This window comes from Devosia sp. Leaf420 (assembly GCF_001425445.1).
In the GTDB taxonomy this organism is placed as follows: domain Bacteria; phylum Pseudomonadota; class Alphaproteobacteria; order Rhizobiales; family Devosiaceae; genus Devosia.
Window position 1 is genome coordinate 170506 of sequence record NZ_LMQU01000015.1, and the last position, 20545, is coordinate 191050.

19 protein-coding genes, 1 pseudogene and 1 riboswitch are annotated in these 20545 nt (G+C 60.6%); of the genes and pseudogenes, 15 read left to right on the forward strand and 5 right to left on the reverse strand.

The window, feature by feature from the left end; all coding sequences use genetic code 11:
- Window positions 1-37 precede the first annotated feature (37 nt).
- Window positions 38-144: riboswitch (guanidine-I (ykkC/yxkD leader) on the reverse strand.
- Between the two features lie 232 nt (window positions 145-376).
- Window positions 377-1036 carry an SDR family NAD(P)-dependent oxidoreductase gene (locus ASG47_RS19580; RefSeq protein ID WP_082511868.1) on the reverse strand — a complete coding sequence of 220 codons (660 nt, stop codon included), beginning with the start codon at window positions 1034-1036 and terminating at the stop codon, window positions 377-379.
- Between the two features lie 116 nt (window positions 1037-1152).
- On the opposite strand from ASG47_RS19580, the gene ASG47_RS19585 reads away from it, so the two are divergent.
- Window positions 1153-1578 (forward strand): winged helix-turn-helix transcriptional regulator, encoded by a 426-nt coding sequence (locus ASG47_RS19585; RefSeq protein ID WP_156464177.1) that lies wholly within the window; start codon window positions 1153-1155, stop codon window positions 1576-1578.
- Window positions 1579-1661: 83 nt separating this feature from the next.
- Here the strand turns inward: ASG47_RS19585 and ASG47_RS19590 are convergent, their stop codons facing one another.
- Window positions 1662-2534, reverse strand: coding sequence for an aldo/keto reductase family oxidoreductase (locus tag ASG47_RS19590; protein WP_061911952.1), 873 nt, complete (start codon window positions 2532-2534; stop codon window positions 1662-1664).
- Window positions 2535-2624: 90 nt separating this feature from the next.
- On the opposite strand from ASG47_RS19590, the gene ASG47_RS19595 reads away from it, so the two are divergent.
- The gene (locus ASG47_RS19595; protein WP_061911921.1) at window positions 2625-3524 is read left to right on the forward strand and encodes a LysR family transcriptional regulator; all 900 of its coding nucleotides are present in this window, start codon (window positions 2625-2627) and stop codon (window positions 3522-3524) included.
- A 292-nt stretch (window positions 3525-3816) separates the two neighbouring features.
- On the opposite strand, the gene ASG47_RS19605 is transcribed toward ASG47_RS19595, so the two are convergent.
- Both ASG47_RS19605 and ASG47_RS19610 read right to left on the reverse strand, forming a co-directional pair.
- Window positions 3817-4980, reverse strand: coding sequence for a hypothetical protein (locus ASG47_RS19605; protein WP_061911923.1), 1164 nt, complete (start codon window positions 4978-4980; stop codon window positions 3817-3819).
- Window positions 4981-4990: 10 nt separating this feature from the next.
- A complete protein-coding gene (locus ASG47_RS19610; RefSeq protein WP_061911924.1) occupies window positions 4991-5962 on the reverse strand; it encodes an aldo/keto reductase in 972 nt (323 codons plus the stop codon).
- Window positions 5963-6152: 190 nt separating this feature from the next.
- On the opposite strand from ASG47_RS19610, the gene ASG47_RS19615 reads away from it, so the two are divergent.
- The 13 genes and pseudogenes from ASG47_RS19615 to ASG47_RS19675 form a co-directional block, all read left to right on the forward strand.
- On the forward strand, window positions 6153-7157 hold the full coding sequence (locus ASG47_RS19615) for a GntR family transcriptional regulator (protein WP_061911925.1): 1005 nt from the start codon (window positions 6153-6155) through the stop codon (window positions 7155-7157).
- A gap of 24 nt (window positions 7158-7181) precedes the next feature.
- Window positions 7182-8720, forward strand: coding sequence for an ABC transporter substrate-binding protein (locus ASG47_RS19620; protein WP_061911926.1), 1539 nt, complete (start codon window positions 7182-7184; stop codon window positions 8718-8720).
- A gap of 64 nt (window positions 8721-8784) precedes the next feature.
- Window positions 8785-9957, forward strand: a complete 1173-nt coding sequence (locus tag ASG47_RS19625; protein WP_061911927.1) for a M24 family metallopeptidase — start codon at window positions 8785-8787, stop codon at window positions 9955-9957.
- Between the two features lie 24 nt (window positions 9958-9981).
- Window positions 9982-10968, forward strand: a complete 987-nt coding sequence (locus tag ASG47_RS19630) for an ABC transporter permease (protein WP_164474164.1) — start codon at window positions 9982-9984, stop codon at window positions 10966-10968.
- Window positions 10969-10973: 5 nt separating this feature from the next.
- Window positions 10974-11828 (forward strand): ABC transporter permease, encoded by an 855-nt coding sequence (locus ASG47_RS19635; RefSeq protein ID WP_061911954.1) that lies wholly within the window; start codon window positions 10974-10976, stop codon window positions 11826-11828.
- A 16-nt stretch (window positions 11829-11844) separates the two neighbouring features.
- Complete coding sequence (locus tag ASG47_RS19640) at window positions 11845-12789, forward strand: succinylglutamate desuccinylase/aspartoacylase family protein (RefSeq protein ID WP_061911928.1); 945 nt, start codon at window positions 11845-11847, stop codon at window positions 12787-12789.
- A 51-nt stretch (window positions 12790-12840) separates the two neighbouring features.
- Window positions 12841-13845 (forward strand): ABC transporter ATP-binding protein, encoded by a 1005-nt coding sequence (locus ASG47_RS19645; RefSeq protein WP_061911929.1) that lies wholly within the window; start codon window positions 12841-12843, stop codon window positions 13843-13845.
- Window positions 13835-14809, forward strand: coding sequence for an ABC transporter ATP-binding protein (locus ASG47_RS19650; protein WP_061911930.1), 975 nt, complete (start codon window positions 13835-13837; stop codon window positions 14807-14809). The genes ASG47_RS19645 and ASG47_RS19650 overlap by 11 nt, the downstream gene beginning before the upstream one ends.
- 9 nt (window positions 14810-14818) lie before the next feature.
- Complete coding sequence (locus ASG47_RS19655; protein ID WP_061911931.1) at window positions 14819-16054, forward strand: metal-dependent hydrolase family protein; 1236 nt, start codon at window positions 14819-14821, stop codon at window positions 16052-16054.
- A 24-nt stretch (window positions 16055-16078) separates the two neighbouring features.
- Window positions 16079-16486 carry a CidA/LrgA family protein gene (locus tag ASG47_RS19660; RefSeq protein ID WP_061911932.1) on the forward strand — a complete coding sequence of 136 codons (408 nt, stop codon included), beginning with the start codon at window positions 16079-16081 and terminating at the stop codon, window positions 16484-16486.
- The gene (locus ASG47_RS19665) at window positions 16483-17196 is read left to right on the forward strand and encodes an LrgB family protein (RefSeq protein WP_061911933.1); all 714 of its coding nucleotides are present in this window, start codon (window positions 16483-16485) and stop codon (window positions 17194-17196) included. Before ASG47_RS19660 ends, ASG47_RS19665 begins: the two co-directional genes overlap by 4 nt.
- A 930-nt stretch (window positions 17197-18126) precedes the next feature.
- Complete coding sequence (locus ASG47_RS19670) at window positions 18127-19233, forward strand: hypothetical protein (RefSeq protein ID WP_061911934.1); 1107 nt, start codon at window positions 18127-18129, stop codon at window positions 19231-19233.
- A gap of 315 nt (window positions 19234-19548) precedes the next feature.
- Window positions 19549-20460, forward strand: a pseudogene (locus tag ASG47_RS19675) (UDP-glucose dehydrogenase family protein); the annotation flags it as partial.
- Here the strand turns inward: ASG47_RS19675 and ASG47_RS20780 are convergent.
- A partial coding sequence (locus ASG47_RS20780) for a transposase domain-containing protein (protein WP_156463981.1) occupies window positions 20456-20545 on the reverse strand: 90 nt, incomplete at its 5' end. The pseudogene ASG47_RS19675 and the gene ASG47_RS20780 sit on opposite strands and share 5 nt — an antisense overlap.

A 20545-nucleotide genomic window follows, 5' to 3' on the forward strand; every position in this document is an offset into this window, starting at 1 on the left:
GGCGAGACGCTGCGCTCGCCATTCCCTGGCTTACGAGGTCTCCCGGGCTTTTATCCCGCCGTGCATCTGGCCCGATGTCTCCCGGACCAGCGGCAGCTCTCGGACCTGTCGCGCATCTGCGCCGGAACCCTAGCCACCAACTCTGACCATGACTTTGCAAGGACCATGCCAAGCCAAACTGCGCCCAAGATCAACGGATATTGGGCGCGGCGGGCGGTTGGATGGTCGTGGGCTGGTGAAATTTCGGGCTATTGCGCTAAAATTGAGCACGCGGTTTGGGCTTGAAATAGGTCTGGGCCGGGCTTGCTGTGAAGCATAGCTATAAGCCACGCTCTTCCGAGAAAGATCCTGCCGAGGTTCTTGCCCTCTCCGGTGATCAGCGGAAGACCCGCTCGAGCGCGTCGCGCTCGGTATGAAGCTCCCAATAGAGCGGGGCTATGGCGTCGGCTGTGGCCTCGGCATCCTGGCCGATGAAGGCGCCGATTGCCACATGACCGACCTGCACGCCTGAGGGCGCTACTTCGGTATGGAGCGCTAAAGACCAGTTGCGCAATGCGCCCATGGCGATGCCTGCGGCGGCAAAGGCCGGATAGCCCATTTCTGGGCGCACGGAAGACGCGCCGGTGGTCACGAGGATCGTACCGCTGTTGCGCGCCAGCATATCTGGCAAGACCTCGGCGACGGCGGCAATTGCGCCAAAGAACTGGAACTCGAACCATGGCTGCAGGGTATCAGGCGTGACCCGCGATGCCGGCGCCTGCGGCAGGGTGGCGTTGGACGGAGAATATTCGAGGACGTCGATCGCGCCGAAATGCGCCTTAACGGCAGCAAGGCCGGATTTGATCGAGTCCACGTCCGTCACGTCGGCACGGAAGGCTGCAGCGTCGATGCCAAGTGCGGTGAGGTCCGCGACGAGCGACGCAAGCTTGGCGGCATCGCGCGACAATAGCGCAACTTTGTAGCCTTCCTTACCGAACAATTTGCCGATCGCGTGGCCCATGCCCTGGCCGGCGCCGAGAATTGCAATGACTGACATCTGAGGTCCAATCTCTTTTACGAACAAAATGTACGTGACGATATGTTTGATATCGGCCATACCCACAAGAACGCACAGAATGGTGGCTTACGATCACCCATGATCGGATTGGAGACATGATGACGCCAAGCAAGCCCGTGACCCCCGTCATCTATCCGAACCGCGCCGATCATTGCAGGGTCGTTGCCGCAGTGCTTGACCGGATCGGCGATAAGTGGACCATTATGGTGGTGTCGGTGCTGACCGATGGACCTGCGCGGTTTACCGAGATCATGCGCGAGATCGGCGGGATAACGCACCGCATGCTGACCCTGACCTTACGTGGACTTGAGCGCGACGGGCTCGTGACACGCACCGCCTATGCGACGGTGCCGCCAAGGGTCGAGTATGAGCTCACCGAACTTGGGCATACCCTGACCACGACGCTCATACCGCTCGCGCATTGGAGCGAAGCCAATTGGCAAACGATCCGAGCATCGCAGCAACGCCACGATGCCCGGTCGGATTCGGTTCGGGCAGATCAGGCGACCGTTCCGGAATGACAGTTCGCTCTGAGCCCTCTGTCTTGGTCAGAACCCGGTGAGAAGGGCCAGCCGTAAAAACCGGCCCTTCACGACTCTGCCCATCAGGCGCCGATGGTATAAATCTGATCCAGAGCGGCAATCTCTTGAGGCGGCAGGACTAAGTTGGCGGCGGCCAGGTTTTCCTGCAGATGCGCCACGGACGATGTGCCGGGGATCAGCAAGATATTTGGCGAGCGTTGCAGGAGCCAGGCAAGCGCGACCTGCATGGGCGTGGCGCCAAGCCGCTGAGCCACGTCCGACAGGGTGGACGATTGGAGAGGCGCAAATCCGCCAAGGGGGAAGAACGGCACGTAAGCGATACCGACAGCTGCAAGTTCGTCAACCAGAGCATCATCGCCACGATGGGCGAGATTATACTGGTTTTGCACGCAGACGATCTCCGCGATCGAACGACCTTGCTGGACCTGGGTTGGCGTCACGCTGCTGAGCCCGATATGCTTGATGAGGCCCCGCTGCTGCAATTGGGCCACGGCGGTCATCGGCGCTTCGATAGAGCCTTCGGTTGGCTCCATGCCGAACATGATGCGCAGGTTGACCACCTCCATCACCTCGAGACCCAGGTTGCGCAGATTATCCTCAATGGCGCGAGTGAGATCAGCAGCCGAAAAGGCTGGCAGCCAAGAGGCGTCAGCGCCCCGAACCGCCCCGATCTTGGTGACGATTGTCAGATCATCCCCATACGGGTGGAGGGCCTCGCGGATAATCTGATTGGTGACGTGTGGACCGTAGAAATCGCTGGTGTCGATGTGATTGACTCCGTTGGCGACTGCGCTGCGCAGCACGGCGATCGCCGCTTCACGATCCTTGGGCGGCCCAAAGACGTGAGAGCCTGCCAACTGCATTGCTCCATAACCGAGGCGGTTCACGTCACGGTCGCCGAGGCGATAGGTGCCGGCAGTCTGAATATTGGACATTTCGTTCTCCATTGCTGCAGCCTAATTAGTCATTGGCGATTTTGATGATAAGTAAGCATTATCGGCACACGCTGTGCAGGCAGGCGGACAATGGATCAGGATCTCAACGATCTCAGGGCTTTTGCAACGGTGGCACGGCTCGGCGGTTTCCGCGATGCAGCCCGGGTGTTGGGCAAGAGTGCATCGAGCCTCAGCGATGCCGTGCGTCGGCTCGAACTTGGCCTTGGAACGCGCCTTCTCAACCGCACCACGCGGAGCGTCGTGCCCACCGAAGCGGGGCGTGACCTGCTTGGGCGGCTGGAGCCAGCGCTAGAGGAAATTCGGTTGGCGCTCGATGTGGTCAATGCACATCGGGACAAGCCGATCGGAACGTTGCGGCTCAATGTTCCCACCAGCGCCACCCGCACCGTGTTGCCAGCGATCCTCCCGGCCTTTCTCGCAGCCTATCCCGATATTCGGGTGGAGATTATCGCCGATGAGAACTTCGTCGATATCCTCGACAGCGGCTGCGACGCGGGCATCCGCTATGAGGAGCGACTGGCACAAGATATGATTGCCGTACCTATTGGGCCGCGGGTGCAGCGCTTCGCGCTTGCAGCGTCACCGGATTATCTCGCGCGCCGCGGTACGCCTCAGCATCCGCGCGACTTGCTGGACCATGCCTGCATCCAGGGCCGCTTCCCGAGTGGCGTCGTCTTTTCGTGGGATTTCGAACGTGACGGCGAAGAGGTCCGCATCGTGCCGAACGGTCCGCTAATCGTGCAGGCCGGTGCAGCGACCGAACTGGCCATCGATGTCGCCATTGCCGGCTCGGGCATCATCGCCTTGTTCGAAGACTGGCTACGCCCTCACCTTGCCAACGGCGCCCTCGTTCCGGTGCTCGAACCATGGTGGACCAGCTTTTCCGGTCCGTTTCTCTATTATCCGGGACGCCGCCTCGTCCCCGCACCCTTGCGCGCATTTGTCGATTTTCTTCGGACGCAAAGGTAGGATGATTCGTTGGTCGATTTGCGCACTGCAGCCGACCGCCCACCATCCTAACTCCGCTGCTTCCCTCCAGATTTAGCCTTGGGCAACAGGATCATGCCATCCAAGACGACAATCTCGGAGGCTATATCGCCGCTGGAATTGGTTGCTGACCCCTCACTTTTGCAGCGCGTTTCGCTCCGTATGCCGCTTCTGCGCTGCCGAAGCTGCGTTAGTACTGATCGCAGCTTTCGTACGCCTGCCGCGATCAACTCTAAGGTGTCGACCAACACCATGTTGGCGAGATGGCCGCCCTTCATTGCCAATATTGGGCGAGCGTCGTTGGCGTGTGCATGTTGTCGTAGAGATAGCTCCAGAAATCGCTGCGTCGGTCTTTGGGGACCGTTTTCCAAACCTCGTGCACGGCCAAGTCGCCGCCGTAATAGGCATAAACGAAGGGGGCGCGGAGGTTGTGGTTGAGAAAGGCGAGGCGCGAGCGCGCGGTGACCGGGTCCTGCAAGGCCTTGTCGGCCGTGATGGGGACAATCTCATCAAGGCTCATGCCCTCGGCGTGCATCATCCAGGCGGCATTGCAGCGCATCGCGCTGCGGAGGCGTTGCAGGGCAACGCCGAGTTCGTCCTCGGGGCCATCGACCCAATCGAGGAAAAACATGCCATTGTCGGCAATGCCTTCGAAGAGCGCGCTGCTCGCCGAGCTCGTCACCACCTGGGCGCCGTCGAGTGGCATCCTGCCCTCGGCGACGGCCCGCTCACGCAGGTTCATATGGACGAGGTGTCCGGGGAAAACCTCGTGCGTTGCCAGGTGCTTGAGCGAGAAGCGGGTGTAGGGAAAGTCTAGGTTCAGCAGCACTTTTCGCGTCGGATAGTCGCAATAGGCGGAGAAGGGCACGGCGGTGACGCCTTCGGGCTCCATCCATTCGTGTGCGAAGGGATACATGGTAGCGTCGACGCGCTCGCGGCCTTCGAGGATCAAGCCTTTGAGTTCTGCGAGCACCGCCTCCTTGGGCACGCGGGCCTGGGCTTCCCACCGATTGAAATCGTCGGTGAGACTGCCGCCGGCATAGCCAAGTTCGTCTAGTTTTTCGCGGATTGTCTGGCGATAGACATCCAGTTCCGCATCCGAGACCAATTGCGTTTTTACGCGGATTTGCCGGGCAACACGGTCGGCGAAGCTGATCGGCTTTTCTTCGAACGTGGTCACGAGCGCGAGAAGCGAGTCGATCATTTCGGCGACATAGTCGCGGCGAAGCGGCGTTTCGGCCTCGCTGGCATTGCGGATAGCGAGCGCCTCAAGCTTTTCGCGCGCTTCGGTGTAGTCGCGCAGCCCTATCGGTTCGACTTCTGCCATGGCCACGGGAATGAGGCCTTCCTTATCGAGGAAGCCATCGCTGCGGGGTGTCTTGCGATAAAGCGCGTCGATGCCGGCTGTCAGGCCCGCAAGTTCATTGCCGATCAGCATGAGAAACGTCCTATTGGTGGCCGGCGACCGGCTTGGGGTGGTAGGGGGCTTCGAGGAGGGCAACGTCTTCGCCGCTGAGTTTCACCTCGAGCGCGGCGACGGCATCATCGAATTGGTGAAGCTTTGAAATGCCGACGATAGGGGCTGTGATGCCGGGGCGTGTCGCGACCCATGCATAAGCAATCTGGGCCGGTGGGCGGCCATGGCGCTCGGCAACGGTCCGGAGGGCTGCAACCACCGCATCATCCTGTTCGCGGGAGCGATCATAGAGCGCGGACGCGGTCTTGTCGGTTTGCGAACGAGTGGTTTCGGTGTCGGTGCGTGCCGCAAGGCGCCCTCGGGCGAGTGGGCTCCAAGGGATAACGCCAATGCCTTCGGACCGGCAGAGCGGCAGCATTTCGCGTTCTTCTTCGCGGTAGATCAGGTTGTAGTGCGGCTGCATCGAGACGAACGGGGCCCAGCCATTGGCACGCTGCAAGCCGAGCGTCTTCATGAATTGCCAGGCATGCATTGAGGAGGCGCCGAGGTAGCGCACCTTGCCCGCGCGCACCACGTCGTTGAGCGCATCCAGCGTTTCCTCGAGCGGGGTGTCGTAGTCGAACCGGTGCAATTGGTAGAGGTCGATATAGTCGGTGCCGAGGCGTTTCAGGCTGCCATCGACCGCCTCGAAGATGTGCTTCCGCGATAGGCCGCGATCATTGGGGTCGCTGCTCATCGGGTTGTAGAGCTTGGTTGCGAGCACGAGCTTTTGGCGCTTTTGCGCGGAGAGGATCTTGCCGACCACCTCTTCGCTTGCGCCCAGCGAATACATATCCGCGAGGTCAAAGAAGTTAATCCCGAGATCGACGGCCTTGTCGATGATCGGTCGCGTGGCGGCTTCGTCGAGAACCCATGGCGCCCAGGTCGGTGAGCCAAAGGTCATGCAGCCGAGTGCCAGTCGCGAGACTTTAAGGCCCGTACGGCCCAGGTTGCTATAATCCATTAGTACACCTTCAGCAGGAAAACATGATCGGTTCGTCTGCGGCGGCTTAACTTACCGCAGATTTTCGCGTGATTTCATCCATTTGTGCACATTCAAACAGCGAAATCAAACGCTGTACAAAAAAATTGCATGCCCACTTGCGATGTAGAGAACGCGCGGTTACGGTCAGTGTATCAAAGTGGTAGAACACATGTTTACGATAGACGCGTCCAGCATCGACAAGTCGCTTCCCGTTCCGGTGGGGACGCAACTGCATGGCCTTTTGAGCTATATGCTTGCGTTCAGCGACATGCCTTATGGCACCAAGCTGCAGTCGGTCAGGCAGTTGGCGAGCGAGATCGGCATCGCGCCGATGACCGTTAGTCAGGTCTATCAGCAGCTGCGCGATGAGGGCCTGATCGAGATGCGGGCGGGACTTGGCGCTTTTACCGCACGCGATCCCCTGGCTGCGGCAGGCTCCGGCCAGCCGATCAATGCGTTGCGCGGTGATATCGAGGCGATCCTGGCCAAGGCCGAGGCGCTCGGCGTGTCTTCGATGGCGCTTGTCTCGATGATCAATGCTGGCGCGCAGATGCGACGCCCGACCACCGGGCTCAATATCGTTTTTGTCTGTATTTTCGAGGGGCCGGGCCGCGACTATGTCGAGGAAATCCGTCCGACGCTTGCGAGCAACGACCATATCGATCTCGTCACGCTCGACAGCATTCGCGAAGACGGTCCACAGCGCCGCGCCTGTGCCGCTGCCGATATCGTCTTGACCTTCGGGCACAGGGAAGCGGAGGTCCGTGCGCTGGTCGAGGGTGGGGAAGTGCTCGGCCTGCGGTTCATTCCGTCCCAGCGCACGCGGCAGAACCTGGCCGGGCTCGACTCCCGGTCGCGCGTCGCTGCCGTCACCCACTTCAAGGAATATATCGCGATCATGCGTCCAAGCGTGCGTGAGTTTGCCCCGCATATCTCGGATATCCGCGTCACCTGGTCTTCGGCCGATGATCTGGCCGAGGTGATCGCCGGCTCGGATGCGGTGGTCTATGCCTCGGGCGCCGATCATGTGGCCCAACTCGTGCGGCCCGGCGTCCAATGTTTCGAATATCGCCATGCGCCGGATTCCGGCGCGCTCGACACCATTCTGGCCCCGCGGCTCGCCGATCTCAGGCGCGCCAAGGGCGGTCAGCTCGCGGGCCGACTATCCGCTTAATTAGTCAAAGCAAGGGAACAGGGAATGAGAAAACTACTTTTGACGACCAGCGCTCTTGTCGCGCTGAGCATGCTGCCGATGCAGGAGATCGTCGCGCAGGATCAGGACACGCTCATCGTGGGGATGGACGTGGACGCCGGTACGCTCGATCCGCGCCTGATGCGCGACACCACTGCCTCGCGCACCGCTGACCTCATCTATTCCGGCCTCGTCCACATCACCCCGAGCCTCGAGCCGGTGCCGGACCTCGCCGAAAGCTGGGAAACGCCGGATCCGCAGACGTTCATTTTCAAGCTGCGGCCGGACCTCAAATTCTCGGACGGTAGCCCGCTGACGGCCGACGATGTCGTCTTCACGTATACGACGCTGATCGACCCCGATCTCAATGCACCAAGCCGTGCGCTCTACGCGCCGATCTCGGCTGTCGAAGCCGTCGATCCGCAGACGGTCAAGTTTACGCTTTCGGCGCCCTATGCGCCGCTTCTCACCTATCTCGATATCGGCATCATTCCCAAGGCGCTTGTCGAAGGCGGCACTGATATCGCGCTCAATCCGGTCGGTGCGGGGCCGATGAAGCTCGTCTCGTGGAATCGTGGCAGCGAGATCGTGCTCGAAGCCAATGAAAATTACTGGCGCGGTGCACCGACCATCGAAAACGTGACGCTGAAAATTATCGGCGACAATTCGGCCCGCTCGCAGGCTTTCGAAGCCGGCGATCTCGACGTCATTCAGTCTCCGCTCGCCCCTCAGGATATCGAGCGCCTCGCAGCCGACGATCGTTTCGGCAATGTCATCACCGCGGGCCTCGGCGTCAATTACCTCAATTTCAACGTCAAGGATCCGCTGCTCGCAGATCCGAAGATGCGCCAGGCCTTTGCCAAGCTCGTCGATCAGACGACGATGGTTGCGGACATCTATCAGGGAGTCGATCAGGAAGCGCATTCGATCATCCTGCCCTCGTCCTGGGCCTATCTGGACACCATTGCGCAACCGACCTTCGACATGGAAGGGGCCATCGCCCAGTTCAACGAGCTTGGCTGGACCGATAGCAATGGCGACGGCATCCTCGACAAGGACGGTAAGGACCTCGAAGTGGTTCTTTCGACCCACAGCGAAGACACCAACCGCGTGCAGACCGTCGAATTCCTCCAGGCCATGTTCGAGTCGGCTGGGGTTAAGGCAACGGCGCAGATCACCGACTGGCCGTCTTTCTCGACCAACTATGTGCAGCAGGGTAAGCACCAGATCGCGCTGCTCGGCTGGCTCAACATCGTCGATCCCGATCGCCTGATGTTTGCCCAGCTCTCGACCGGCGGGCCGACCAATTGGGGTGGTTACTCCAATCCCGAAGTCGATGCGCTGCTGCAGGAAGGCCGTTCGACCCTCGATCAGGCTGGCCGTGCCGCTGCCTATCAGAAGGCTGCGACGATCTTGGCGGAAGAGCTGCCCTATTACATCATCTCGGCCCAGGGCTATCAGCTGTTCTACGCCAAGGACCTGCCCGTCGAAGTCCAGGCGACACCGCGCGGCAATCTGCGTGGCCTGATCGGCCTCACCGACTGATTGAGACCATCCCGGCCGGCGCTTCTGTGCTGGCCGGCCTCATGCCCATTCCAAGGACATCGCCATGGCCTTCTCCCAGCGCCTCAGCGCCGACTATTACGCCTCCGTCCATCGCGATATCCGTGCGCGGATGGCCGAAGACGGCGTCGACGTGCTGCTGCTCGATTCCAATGACGACGTCATCTATACGACCGGTTTTTCCCACTACACGACCGAACGCCCCGTCGTCTTTGCGCTGACGCAGACCGACGTCTATCTGCTGATCCCCGAACTCGAACGCCACCATGCGCTCGACCAGAAGACCGCGGCGGAGCTCGTCGTTTACTTCGAATTCCCCGGCCGCGATCGTCCCTTCGCCGTCCTTGCCCGCACCCTCGGCGACATCAAGGGGACCGTGGCGCACTCGCCTGGCATCTCGCTGGCCCGCGTGGGCCAGATCGAAAGTGCATTCCCCAATGCCAAGGTGACGGCGTCTGGCATCGTCGGAAAAATGCGCCTGACCAAGCGTCCAGAAGAACTGGTGCTGCAGCGCGAAGCCGCGCGGATCTCCGATTCGATGGTGAGCGCAGGCGTTGCTGTCATCGACGAGGCGCTGCGCAGCGGCAAGACCATGCCGACCGAAATCGAGATCGAGGCCCATATCATTCGCCACGCGCTCGACACGATGTATCGCGAGCACGAGGACATCATGCTCGTCCAGGGCATTGCCGGCGGTCTCGTTTATTCCGGCCTGCGCTCGGCTTTTCCACATGGCATGCCGACCGGGCATCGCCCGCAGCGCGGCGAAAGCATGATCCTCTCGCTCGGTTGCCGGGTTGGCGGGCGCGCTGCTGAAAGCGAGCGCACCTTTATCCTCGGCGAACCCAGCAAAGAGCAGGAACGCATCTACAATCTTGCCCAGGAAGCCCAGGCCATCGGAACGGCCGGGCTCGTTGCCGGCGCCACCTGCGCTTCGGCCGATGATCGGGCGCTCGGTTTTATCCGCGAGCAGGGGGGCGGGCAATATTGCCTCCATCGCGTCGGCCACGGCATGGGCGTGATGTTCCACGAGCCGCCATGGGTGGAAGGCGGCGACGATACTGTGCTCGTGCCCAACATGGTGTGCTCGTCCGAGCCTGCACTCTATGTCCCCGGCCTTGGCGGTTTCCGCCTCGCCGATACGGTGCTCGTCACCGAAAATGGTCCAGACAGTCTCACCAAATTTCCGCGCAAACTCGACGAGGTGATCCTTGGTTGAGCGCAACTCCGACACACAAGGGCAATGCCGATGCTAGCCTATGTCATCCGCCGGCTGCTGCTGCTGATCCCCATGGCCATCGGCATGGTGGTGGTCACCTTTGGTCTCCTGTTGATCATCCCGGGTGATCCGGCCGCCGTGCTGCTCGGCCAGGACGCGACGCCGGAAGCCATCGCCAACCTGCGCAATACTTTGGGGCTGAATGACCCCTGGTATATCCGCCTTTGGGACTATTTCGCTGCTCTGTTGCAAGGCGATATGGGACGCTCGATCTTCCAGAATCAGCCGGTCGCCGAGATTATCTTTGGGCGCCTCGGCGCGACCATCGAACTTGCCGTCGTGGCGCTGCTTCTCGCCACCCTGATCGGACTGACGCTGGGCGTCCTCGCCGCTATTCGTCAGGGTTCGTGGATCGACACCGTCACCATGCTCTTTGCCCAGCTTGGCGTGTCCATGCCGGTTTATTGGCTCGGTCTGTTGCTCATGCTGCTCTTTGCCGTTCAGCTTGGTTGGCTGCCATCCATCGGTCGTGGCGTGCCACTGCCGGAAGCATTCCTGGCGGCTGTCACCGGACGCCCGCAAGTGCTCTGGGATTCCATCAGCCATATTGCCCTGCCGGCATTGGCGCTGGCGGCGAACTCGGCGGCCATCATCTCGCGTCTCGTGCGCGCCTCGATGCTCGAAGTGCTGCGCGAGGACTTCGTGCGCACCGCCTATGCCAAGGGGCTTCGCAGGGGGCGCGTCGTGATCCGTCATGCCCTGCGCAATGCGCTTCTCCCGGTTCTCAGTGTGATCGGCCTTCGCTTCGGTGCTCTACTTGGCGGGGCAGTTCTCACCGAATCCATCTTTGCCTGGCCGGGCCTCGGACAGCTCACCATTGCTGCGATCTCGCAACGTGACCTGCCGCTGATCCAGGGAATCGTGCTCACCTTCGCCATCGTCTTCGCGCTTGTGAACCTCGTGGTGGATCTTCTTTACGCAGCGGTCGACCCGCGCATTCGGCTCGGGTGATGACCATGCGTATGCCAAAAGCCTTCACCAATGTCTCGCTCGTCGTCGGCGCATTGATCTCGCTGACCATCATCCTTCTTGCCATCTTCGCACCCTTTGTCGCGACCCATGGCATAGAGCAGATGGATATGCGCAATCGCTTCGACGGTCCGACGCTCGAGCATATTCTCGGCACCGACAATTTCGGCCGCGACCTCTGGTCTCGTCTGGTTTTCGGCGCCCGCATCTCGCTGACCATCGCCGTCATCGCGGTTGCGGTCTCGGCTGCCATTGGTACGGTCGTTGGGCTGGTTGCGGGGTATTTCGGTGGCTGGGTCGATCAAGTCCTGATGCGGATCACCGACATTTTCCTCGGTTTTCCAGCAATCGTCCTCGCGCTCGCCATCGTTGCGGTGCTTGGCCCAGGCATCACCAATGTGGCGCTTGCCATTATCGTCGTCGCCTGGACCGAATATGCCCGCGTCGTGCGCTCGACCACACTCGTCCTGCGCGAACAGAACTACGTGCAGGCGGCCAAGGCGCTGGGCGCGAGCCCGATGCGCATCATCTTCAGGGAAATCCTGCCCAACGCCCTTGGGCCGATCATCGTCCTCGCTTCGCTTGGCCTCGGCACCGCGATCATTTCGGAATCGGCGCTGAGTTTTCTCGGCTTCGGCCTGCCGCCGCCGGCCCCGACCTGGGGGTGGACCCTTGCCTATGGCACCCGCTTCATGCGCGACGCGCCCTGGCTCTCAATCATTTCGGGCGCGACCATCATGGTGACCGTGCTCGGCTTCAATCTCCTCGGCGATGGTCTGCGCGATGTGCTCGACCCGCGCCAGCTCTCTCGCGGCGGCGGCAAATCCGCCAAGGCAAAGTAACTAAAGGAATTCTTTCATGGTCAAGTCCATCAACCAGCTTCGCCCGAAGTTCACGACCCATGCCGATGGCAGCGACGCTGTGCTCTTCATCCACGAACTGGTCGGCGAGGAAGATGGCCCAACCATCGGCATTTCCGCCTCGATCCACGGCAATGAAAACAGCGGCTCCCAAGCCGTTCTCGACCTTTATCGCGCGCTCAAGGACCAGCCGCTCAAGGGCCGCATCTTGCTGCTGCCCGTCGCCAATCCCTATGCCTTCGCCGTCAACGAGCGCTTTGCGACTATCGATAAGGTCGACCTCAACCGCCAGTTTCCCGGCAATCCCAAGGGCACCTATTCCCAGCAGCTCGCCCATGCGCTGACCAATGAGTTCCTCAACGTCATCGACGTGCATATCGATCTCCATTCAGGCACCGATCGTCCGACCGTCGACTATGTCTACATCTGGAACGACGAGCGCCTGTCGCGCGCCTTCGGCTCGAAGCTGCTTTATCGGCCGGTTGAGAACAAGCAGGGCACCGTCTTCGGCGGCACCACCAAGTCGGTGACCATTGACACCCGCAATATCCCAGTGGCGGTGATCGAACTTGGTGGCGGTATCGTCGACCAGACTCCTTACGTGAAGCAGACCGTCGACGGTGTGCTCAACATGCTCAAGACCATCGGCGCCATCCCGGGCGATCCCTGGACCAATCCCAAGCAGATCGTCGTCAATGAACTGGCCGGCATTCGTCCGACCCAGGGCGGTTGGCTCGAGCCGCTGGCCCCGGCCAATGGCGAGGAGATCAAGGGCGGCCAGCTGCTCGGGCGCGTCGTCAGCCCCTACACGTTCGAAGTGCTCGAAGAAATCCCGACCCCATTCGAGAACGGCGTGATGATCATGCAGCACCTGACCCGCAACCTCGTCCATAGCGGCGACTATGGCTTCATGGTCGGCAATCTCGACGGCGCGACCGACTAATATTCCCAACATGTCGGGCACACCCCTTGCCCGACATAGGAGACGACGGCAATGAGCGACACCACCACAGATACCTCTCTCCCGGTTCTGCAAGTCTCGGATCTCGAAATCGAGATCCAGAGCGCCAATGGCGCTTTCGCCGTCGTCTCCGACATGAATTTGTCCGTCAGGGCAGGGGAGACCCTCTGCATCGTCGGGGAAAGCGGCTGCGGCAAATCCATGACCGCACTGTCGCTCCTTCGGCTCCTGCCGGATGCTGCAAAGATCGCTGGCGGCAAGGTTTTGATCGATGGCGAAGATTTTCTCGCCATGAACCAACGCCAGGTTGAGGATTTTCGCGGCGAAAAGATTGCCATGATTTTCCAGGAGCCGCTGACTGCGCTCAATCCCGTGCTGCGCATTGGCGAACAGATCGCGGAATCCGTGCGCCAGCATCGCAAATGCACTCGCCGCGAGGCCGATGCCCGGGCCGTCGATGTCTTGCGCCTCGTACAGATGCCCGATCCCGAACGTCGCGCGGGTCAGTTTCCGCATGAACTTTCGGGCGGCATGCGCCAACGCGCCATGATTGCCCTGGCACTCGCCTGCGATCCAAAGATCATTATTGCCGACGAGCCGACCACGGCGCTCGATGTGACCATCCAGGCTCAGATCCTGGGCCTGATCTCTGATCTGCAAAAGCGCCTCGGCACGGCGCAGATCCTTATCACGCACGATCTCGGCGTCGTGTCGGAAGTCGCCGATCGCGTCATCGTCATGTATGCGGGGCGCAAGGTCGAAGAGGCTAGTATTTTCGATCTCTTCGATCGCCCCTTCCACCCCTATACGATTGGCCTGATGGGCGCCGTGCCCGGGGCCGGCGCATCGAGCGAAGCCGGGGATCGCTTGGCCGATATTCCGGGTACCGTACCGCCGCTCTGGGCCTTGCCTAAGGGATGTGCCTTCGCGCCGCGTTGCCCCGGCGCCTCGGCGCGCTGCCTTGAAGAGCGCCCGCCATTCGAAGAAAAACGCCCCGGACACTGGGCCGCCTGCTGGGAGCACGACGATGCAGCCTGATCGCACCCCCTTGCTCTCGGTCGAAAATCTCGAAGTGCACTTTCCCATCCGGGCCGGCGTGCTCCAGCGCCAGGTGGGCGCCGTGAAAGCCGTCGACGGCGTCAGCTTTTCGCTCAATCGCGGCGAGACGCTGAGCCTTGTCGGCGAGAGCGGCTGCGGCAAGTCAACGACCGGCCTCGCGCTCATGGGTCTCGTCAAGCCAACAGGCGGGCGGGTGCAGTTCGACGGCCAGGAAATCCGCGGCTTCAACCGCGCGGCGCTGAAAAGCTATCGGCGCCGCATGCAGATCGTCTTCCAGGACCCGTTCTCCTCGCTCAATCCGCGCCAGCGGGTCAAGGACATCATCCGCGCCCCGCTCGACATCCACAATGTCGGCACCTCCGCCGAGCGCGATGCTCGCGTCGCCGAACTCATGGAGCGCGTGGGTCTACGTCCGGACCAGGCCGACAATTTTGCCCATCAGTTTTCCGGTGGCCAGCGCCAGCGCATCGGCATTGCCCGGGCACTGGCCCTCAACCCCGACGTCATCGTCTGCGACGAACCCGTCTCGGCCCTCGATGTGTCGGTGCAGGCACAGATCCTCAATCTCCTCAGCGATCTGCAGCGCGATCTCGGTGTCTCCTATCTCGCGATCTCGCACGATCTCGGCGTAGTCGAATTTATCTCCCATCGTGTGGCGGTCATGTATCTCGGGAAGATCGTCGAGATTGCCCCGAAAGCCGCGATCTTTGCCGCACCCGGCCATCCTTATACCGAACTGCTGATGCGCTCGGCGCCCTCGCGTGATCCGCGCAAGCGTCACAGTTTCAGCGCCAGTAATGACGATATTCCGAGCGCCACCAAAAAGCCGAGTGGCTGCCCCTTCCACACGCGCTGCCCCCTCGTCACCGCCGTCTGCAAGACCACCGAGCCCGCCCTGACGGCTCGCGACGATGGTCGCCTCGTCGCCTGCCACAATCGCTGAGTTCGCGCCATGACCACGTCTTATCTTTTCATCGGCGGCAATGTGCTCGACGCCGAAGCGGGTGTCCTCAAGTCCGGTCTGGATGTCCTGGTCGAAAACCAGCGGATCACCGCCATCGGTGCCGGCCTCGCCCGTCCGGAAGGCGTGGAAATCATCGATGTCGCGGGCAAGACCATCATGCCTGGTCTCATCGATTGTCATGTTCATGTCGTTGCCGAAACGCTCGATCTCTGGGCCAATATGGTCGCGCCTGCTTCGCTCGCCGCTTTGCGCGCAGCCCGGGTCATGGACGAGGCGCTACAGCGCGGTTTTACCACCCTTCGCGATCTGGGCGGCGCCGATTATGGCCTCGTCCGCGCCGTCAATGAAGGCGTCATCGCGGGCCCTCGTCTCGTCATCTGCGGCAAGGGCCTGACGACGACCGGCGGCCATGCCGACCTGCGCAATCGCACCGACGACCGACCGGGAATTTTTTCGGACCGCCTTGGCTCAATGGGCCTTATCGTCGATGGCGTCGACAATGTCCGCGCCGCCTGCCGCACCATGATCAAGGAGGGCGCCAACTTCATCAAGGTCATGGCCAATGGTGGCGTCTCCTCGCCCAATGACCCGATCCACTCGATTCAATATTCGCGCGACGAAATCCTCGCCATGGTGGAAGAGGCGGATAATGCCGGGCTCTATGTCGCCGCCCATGTCTATACCGACCGCTCGATTGCCCGCTGCGTCGAGCTTGGCGTCCATTCCCTCGAACATTGCAACCTGATCGAGCCGGACACCGCCAAAATGGCTGCCGAGAAGGGCTGCATCGCCGTGCCGACGCTTGTTGCCTATGATGCGCTGGCGCTCGAAGGTGAGGCTCTTGGACTGGGGGCCGCCGAGTTTGCCAAGATAGACATCGTTCGCAAGGGTGGCCTGCGTTCGCTCGAGATCATGCGCGACGCTGGCCTGCCCATGGCCTTTGGCTCTGACCTTTTGGGGCAGCTCCGCAAGTATCACTGCATGGAATTCGAACTTCTCGCCAAGGTGCTGACCCCGCTCGAGATCATCCAATCGGCGACCGTGATCGGCGCGCGGCTTTGCCGGCTCGAAGGCCAGGTCGGCGTGATCGCCGAAGGCGCCTTTGCCGATCTGCTTATCGTCGACGGCAATCCGCTGTCCGACATTTCCCTGCTTCAGGACGACGGCGCGCACATGCCGCTGATCATGGCCAATGGGCGCGTGATCAAAAACGTGCTCCACTAGGCCGCTTCACACTGGTCGTTCTCGATGATTGATAGTCCCGCCAAGCCGCTGCGGCCGGCCGATTGGTTGGCGGGCTTCACCGTATTGATCCTTTGCCAATTGGCCGGCGAAACCCTGGTGCAACTGCTCCGCCTGGTCTTGCCCGGCTTTGTCTTTCCCGGTCCCGTCGCCGGCATGCTGATGCTTCTGGCTCTGCTGACCCCTCTTGGCGATCGCGGCCGGCCCATCATCGCCGCGGCCGATGGCTTGCTGGGCATTTTATCCCTGCTTTTCGTGCCTTCGGCTGTCGGCATTATGCAATATGGCGACATGATCCTCGCTTGGGGCGGTCCGCTGCTCCTGGCTGTCCTCGGATCGACCGTCCTCACGCTTGTCGTCACCGTAGGCGTCTTCCTTGCCACCGAAGCATGGATCAGGCGGAGGCAGGGATGAGCGGCTTGAGCACAATCTGGGTCTACCTTGCCGCATCGCCACTGACCTGGCTCGGCGCAACGCTAGCGGCCTATATTCTTTCCCTGCGTATCGCGGCCTGGCTTGGCAATTCGCCTCTCGCCAACAGCGTGTTCTTGACCGCAGCCATGGTCATCCCGCTGCTGCTGCTCACGCACACGTCTTACCCACGTTATTTCGAGGGCGCGCAGTTCGTGCATTTTCTCCTCGGGCCGGCGACTGTGTCGCTGGCTGTGCCGCTCTATCGCAATCTTGCTGCGGTGCGGCGCTCCATCCTGCCCATCATTGCGGCGTTGGTCGCTGGCTCGTTGACGGCGATGGGCAGTGCCCTTGCCATTGCCGCGGCTTTCGGCGCGCCGGCAGACGTCTTGGCATCCATTGCGCCAAAATCGGTGAGTGCACCCATTGCCATGGAACTGGCCAAGGGCCTTGGTGGCGTTCCCTCGCTCGCTGCCGTGCTGGTCATCCTGACCGGCATAACCGGCGCCATCATCGTCACGCCGCTGATGAACGCCTTGGGGGTCCGCAATTACGCAGCGCGCGGCTTTGCCGTTGGCATCGCCTCGCACGGCATCGGTACGGCCCGTGCCTTTCAGGTCAACGACACCGCTGGCGCCTTCGCCGGCATCGCCATGGCCCTTAATGGGGCTTTTACGGCGTTGCTTGTCGCAGGATTTCTGCTGTTGCGATGAGCCTCGACAGGCAGCAGCAGCCAAGTCCGGTCTAACTCTCTTAAAAAGTTGAGGGCGTCCTGCCCCGCTTTCAGAAGTGGCGACATCGGGTTTTCCCCCTTGCGCTGAGAACCACATCTGAGGCCGCCGATCATGTTGCTTGAACCGTAAAAGCCACTGGGCTGCTGCGTCTTAGAGCGATAGGGATCCGGGGCTATGGCGGGCAAAGTGCGTCACGACTTCGAGATGCGGAAGTGCAGCGCGATAAACGACCGCTTTAACGGCGTAAATTTCGTCTGAGTTACAGGGCTCGAGTTTGTTGACGCGGTGGCAGAGAGAGGCGGCTCAGGAATATGCCCCAATCAGCTCTGAAGATAATGGCTCTCGCAAACAGAAGTCTGGCCTATCGGCACTCGATTGGGAACCCAAGCATCAGTACCGACAAAGGCTTTGCCTTCGCTCCATCCGAGAAATCCTGGCAGTTGCTCGACCTTTCAGAAAGATCCCTGAGACGCAGCATCACTTGGAGATAATAGTAGTCCGGTTGACCGCAGATGTGCATCAACGGTCTTTTGTGTCATTTGCCAAACCTCTATCCAACAGTCGGCGTTATCGGACATTTGTCGGAGTAGAACGGATGCTTCGCCGATCAAGTGTGCTCCTCATTCGTCATGATCCATGGCGAAACCTGCCCCACCAAATCGCGTGAGTATCACCTGGCCATTGCGGTAGATAAAGCAATGATTGCCAAAGCCGTGGACGTTTTGCAGAGCCCCAGCCCCAATCCAATGCTCAATCTCGAAGGGTATTCCCTGGGCCGCTTGCTAGTGCGCAGAGGTCTTTGCTTTGGTGACGGACTTCATCGCCCGCACGTTGGCCCACCTGTGGAACTAAGGCTGCGAGGCAAGATCCGAGGTTTACGGGCTACAAAAATCATGACAGTTACCCTTGATGTCGAAGAAACTCTCGGCCATTTTTTTAGTGGCACTGCTTTTTCTCGTCAGCATCTCTGCGACGGGGTACGCATTTAAAATTCGGGCGATTGCAATCGAAGCAAAAGCTAACGCTCAATCGCGCTCTGATCAAATCGATGCTCTTCGCATTCAGTTGCAGGCTGCCGAGGCGCTTATTCCTGCCCCTGAACCCATCTCTGTTGCCTGGAATCTCGTTACAGAGGATGCTCCATGGGAAGCGAGGGATGGCGCGTTCGTTGCCTCATTCAAGGGGTACATCTGGCTCGCAAATGGCTGGGCTGGTACCTTGGACTTTCCCAACCCTATCTACCGCTCAAGGGACGGGCTTGATTGGGAAGAAGTCGTGTCAGACGCTCCCTGGCAGAATCGCCACCTGGGAAATTTTGTCGTCCTCGGCGACCGCATGTTTATGTATGGCGGTGACGACATGACCGACGTCTGGTCCTCGGCCGATGGAATTAACTGGCAGCTGGAGACTGACGCAGCACCCTGGGGCGAGCGCTATAGCCCCTATGTGGGAGCCTTCGACGGCAAACTATGGCTCATTGGTGGCATTGCCAGTGCTCGGGGAACACGCCTTGCGGACGTATGGTCTTCGCCTGATGGAAAAAATTGGACGCGTGTTTTAGAACGAGCGCCCTGGCCAGCGAGAGGCCTCATTTCGGGCTTCGCGGTTCACGACGGTGCAATGTGGCTGATTGGCGGCGGTCAGAAAATCGCTGAACCTTCTTGCGGGGGGTGTGGTCAGACGCTGGTTGAGCTCAGCGATGTCTGGAAGTCGCAAAACGGGGCCGACTGGCAGTTAGTTACCGCCAACGCCGATTGGGCAAACCGCACCCACCACAGCGTGGCTGAATTTGACGGCCACCTTATCGTCACCGATGGCTCCGTAGGTCGGCAGGTCCTGCTCTCAAGCGAAGCATGGGCTTCGCCGGACGGAGAAACCTGGAGGCCAATCGGTGGATTTCCCATTCAGGAGTGGGGTCCGCGCCACGCCTCCAGTCTGGTGAATCACAACGGGTCGCTTTACCTCATCGCAGGCTACCTGCGGAATGACGTATGGCGTCTTGACGCTGTCAATTAATCGCCGCCTCCACTGCATGCAGCTGGGTATCGACGCGCCGCTCATCCTCAATATGCAGGCGGCGCTGCCTCGGCGTTGTATTGACGTCGCTATTCATGGCAAGCGGCTCTGGGGGCTTGATATCGCGCCTTATTGAACACGACGTGTTGCAAATGGCGGCGTCGATTGCTCCTCTTCGCCCTGGTCAACGCTGCGGAAGAAAACTAGTTTTTCGTCCGCTATTTTTGACATTTTCTATCGCTGATTTGCTTTCGCGCTAGCCGATATGCCAATAGCACCCGTGCAGATGGCAATGGCGATTACAGTAGCTTGTGCGTGAATATTGCAGTATTCGGATCTGGCTACGTTGGCCTTGTTTCTGGGGCTTGCCTGGCGGATGTCGGGCATCACGTAACCTGCGTGGATATCGATCAGAACAAGATCGATCGCCTGTCCCATGGCGAATCCGTGATTTACGAGCCGGGTCTGCAGGAGCTACTCAAAAAGAACCTGGCAGATGGACGTTTGCGTTTCACCACCGACGCCAACCTGGCGATCACCGAAGCGGAACTCATCTTCATTGCCGTGGGCACGCCGCCCGACGAAGATGGGTCGGCGGACCTGCGTTACGTGCTTGCAGTAGCCGCGACCATCGGTACCTCCATGACGACACCAAAGGTCGTCGTGAACAAGTCAACGGTGCCCGTCGGCAGTGCGGACCTCGTCAAGGCAACGATTGCCGAACAACTGGAAAAGCGAGACGTCCAGATTGCCTTCGATGTCTGCTCGAATCCGGAATTTCTCAAGGAAGGCGCTGCTCTTGAGGATTTTGCACGCGCCGCCCGGATCATCGTCGGTACGGATTCCGATAGGGTCAGGCAGGTCATGCTGGAATGCTATGCGCCCTATAACCGAAACCATGACAAGATCATGTTCATGGATGTCAGGTCGGCAGAGCTGACCAAGTACGCCGCCAATGCCATGCTCGCGGCCCGGATCAGCTTCATGAACGAAGTGGCGCGGATTGCGGATCTCGTCGGCGCCGACATCGAGGCCGTGCGCACAGGTATCGGTTCCGACCCTCGTATTGGCTATCAGTTCCTCTACGCCGGCGCGGGATATGGGGGCAGCTGCTTTCCGAAAGATGTGAAAGCACTGGCTCAGACGGCCCGCAAGGCAGGGCACGAACCGCTATTGCTTGCCGCCGTGGAGGCCGTCAATCGTAAGCGCGTAGGCGAGGCCGTTAGGGCTTGAAGTTCCATGGCATGAGGTCTGGGATTTGGCTGTTTGGCCAGCCGCCTGCGATGCGTTCGAGCGTGTCGGCGAGCCAGGC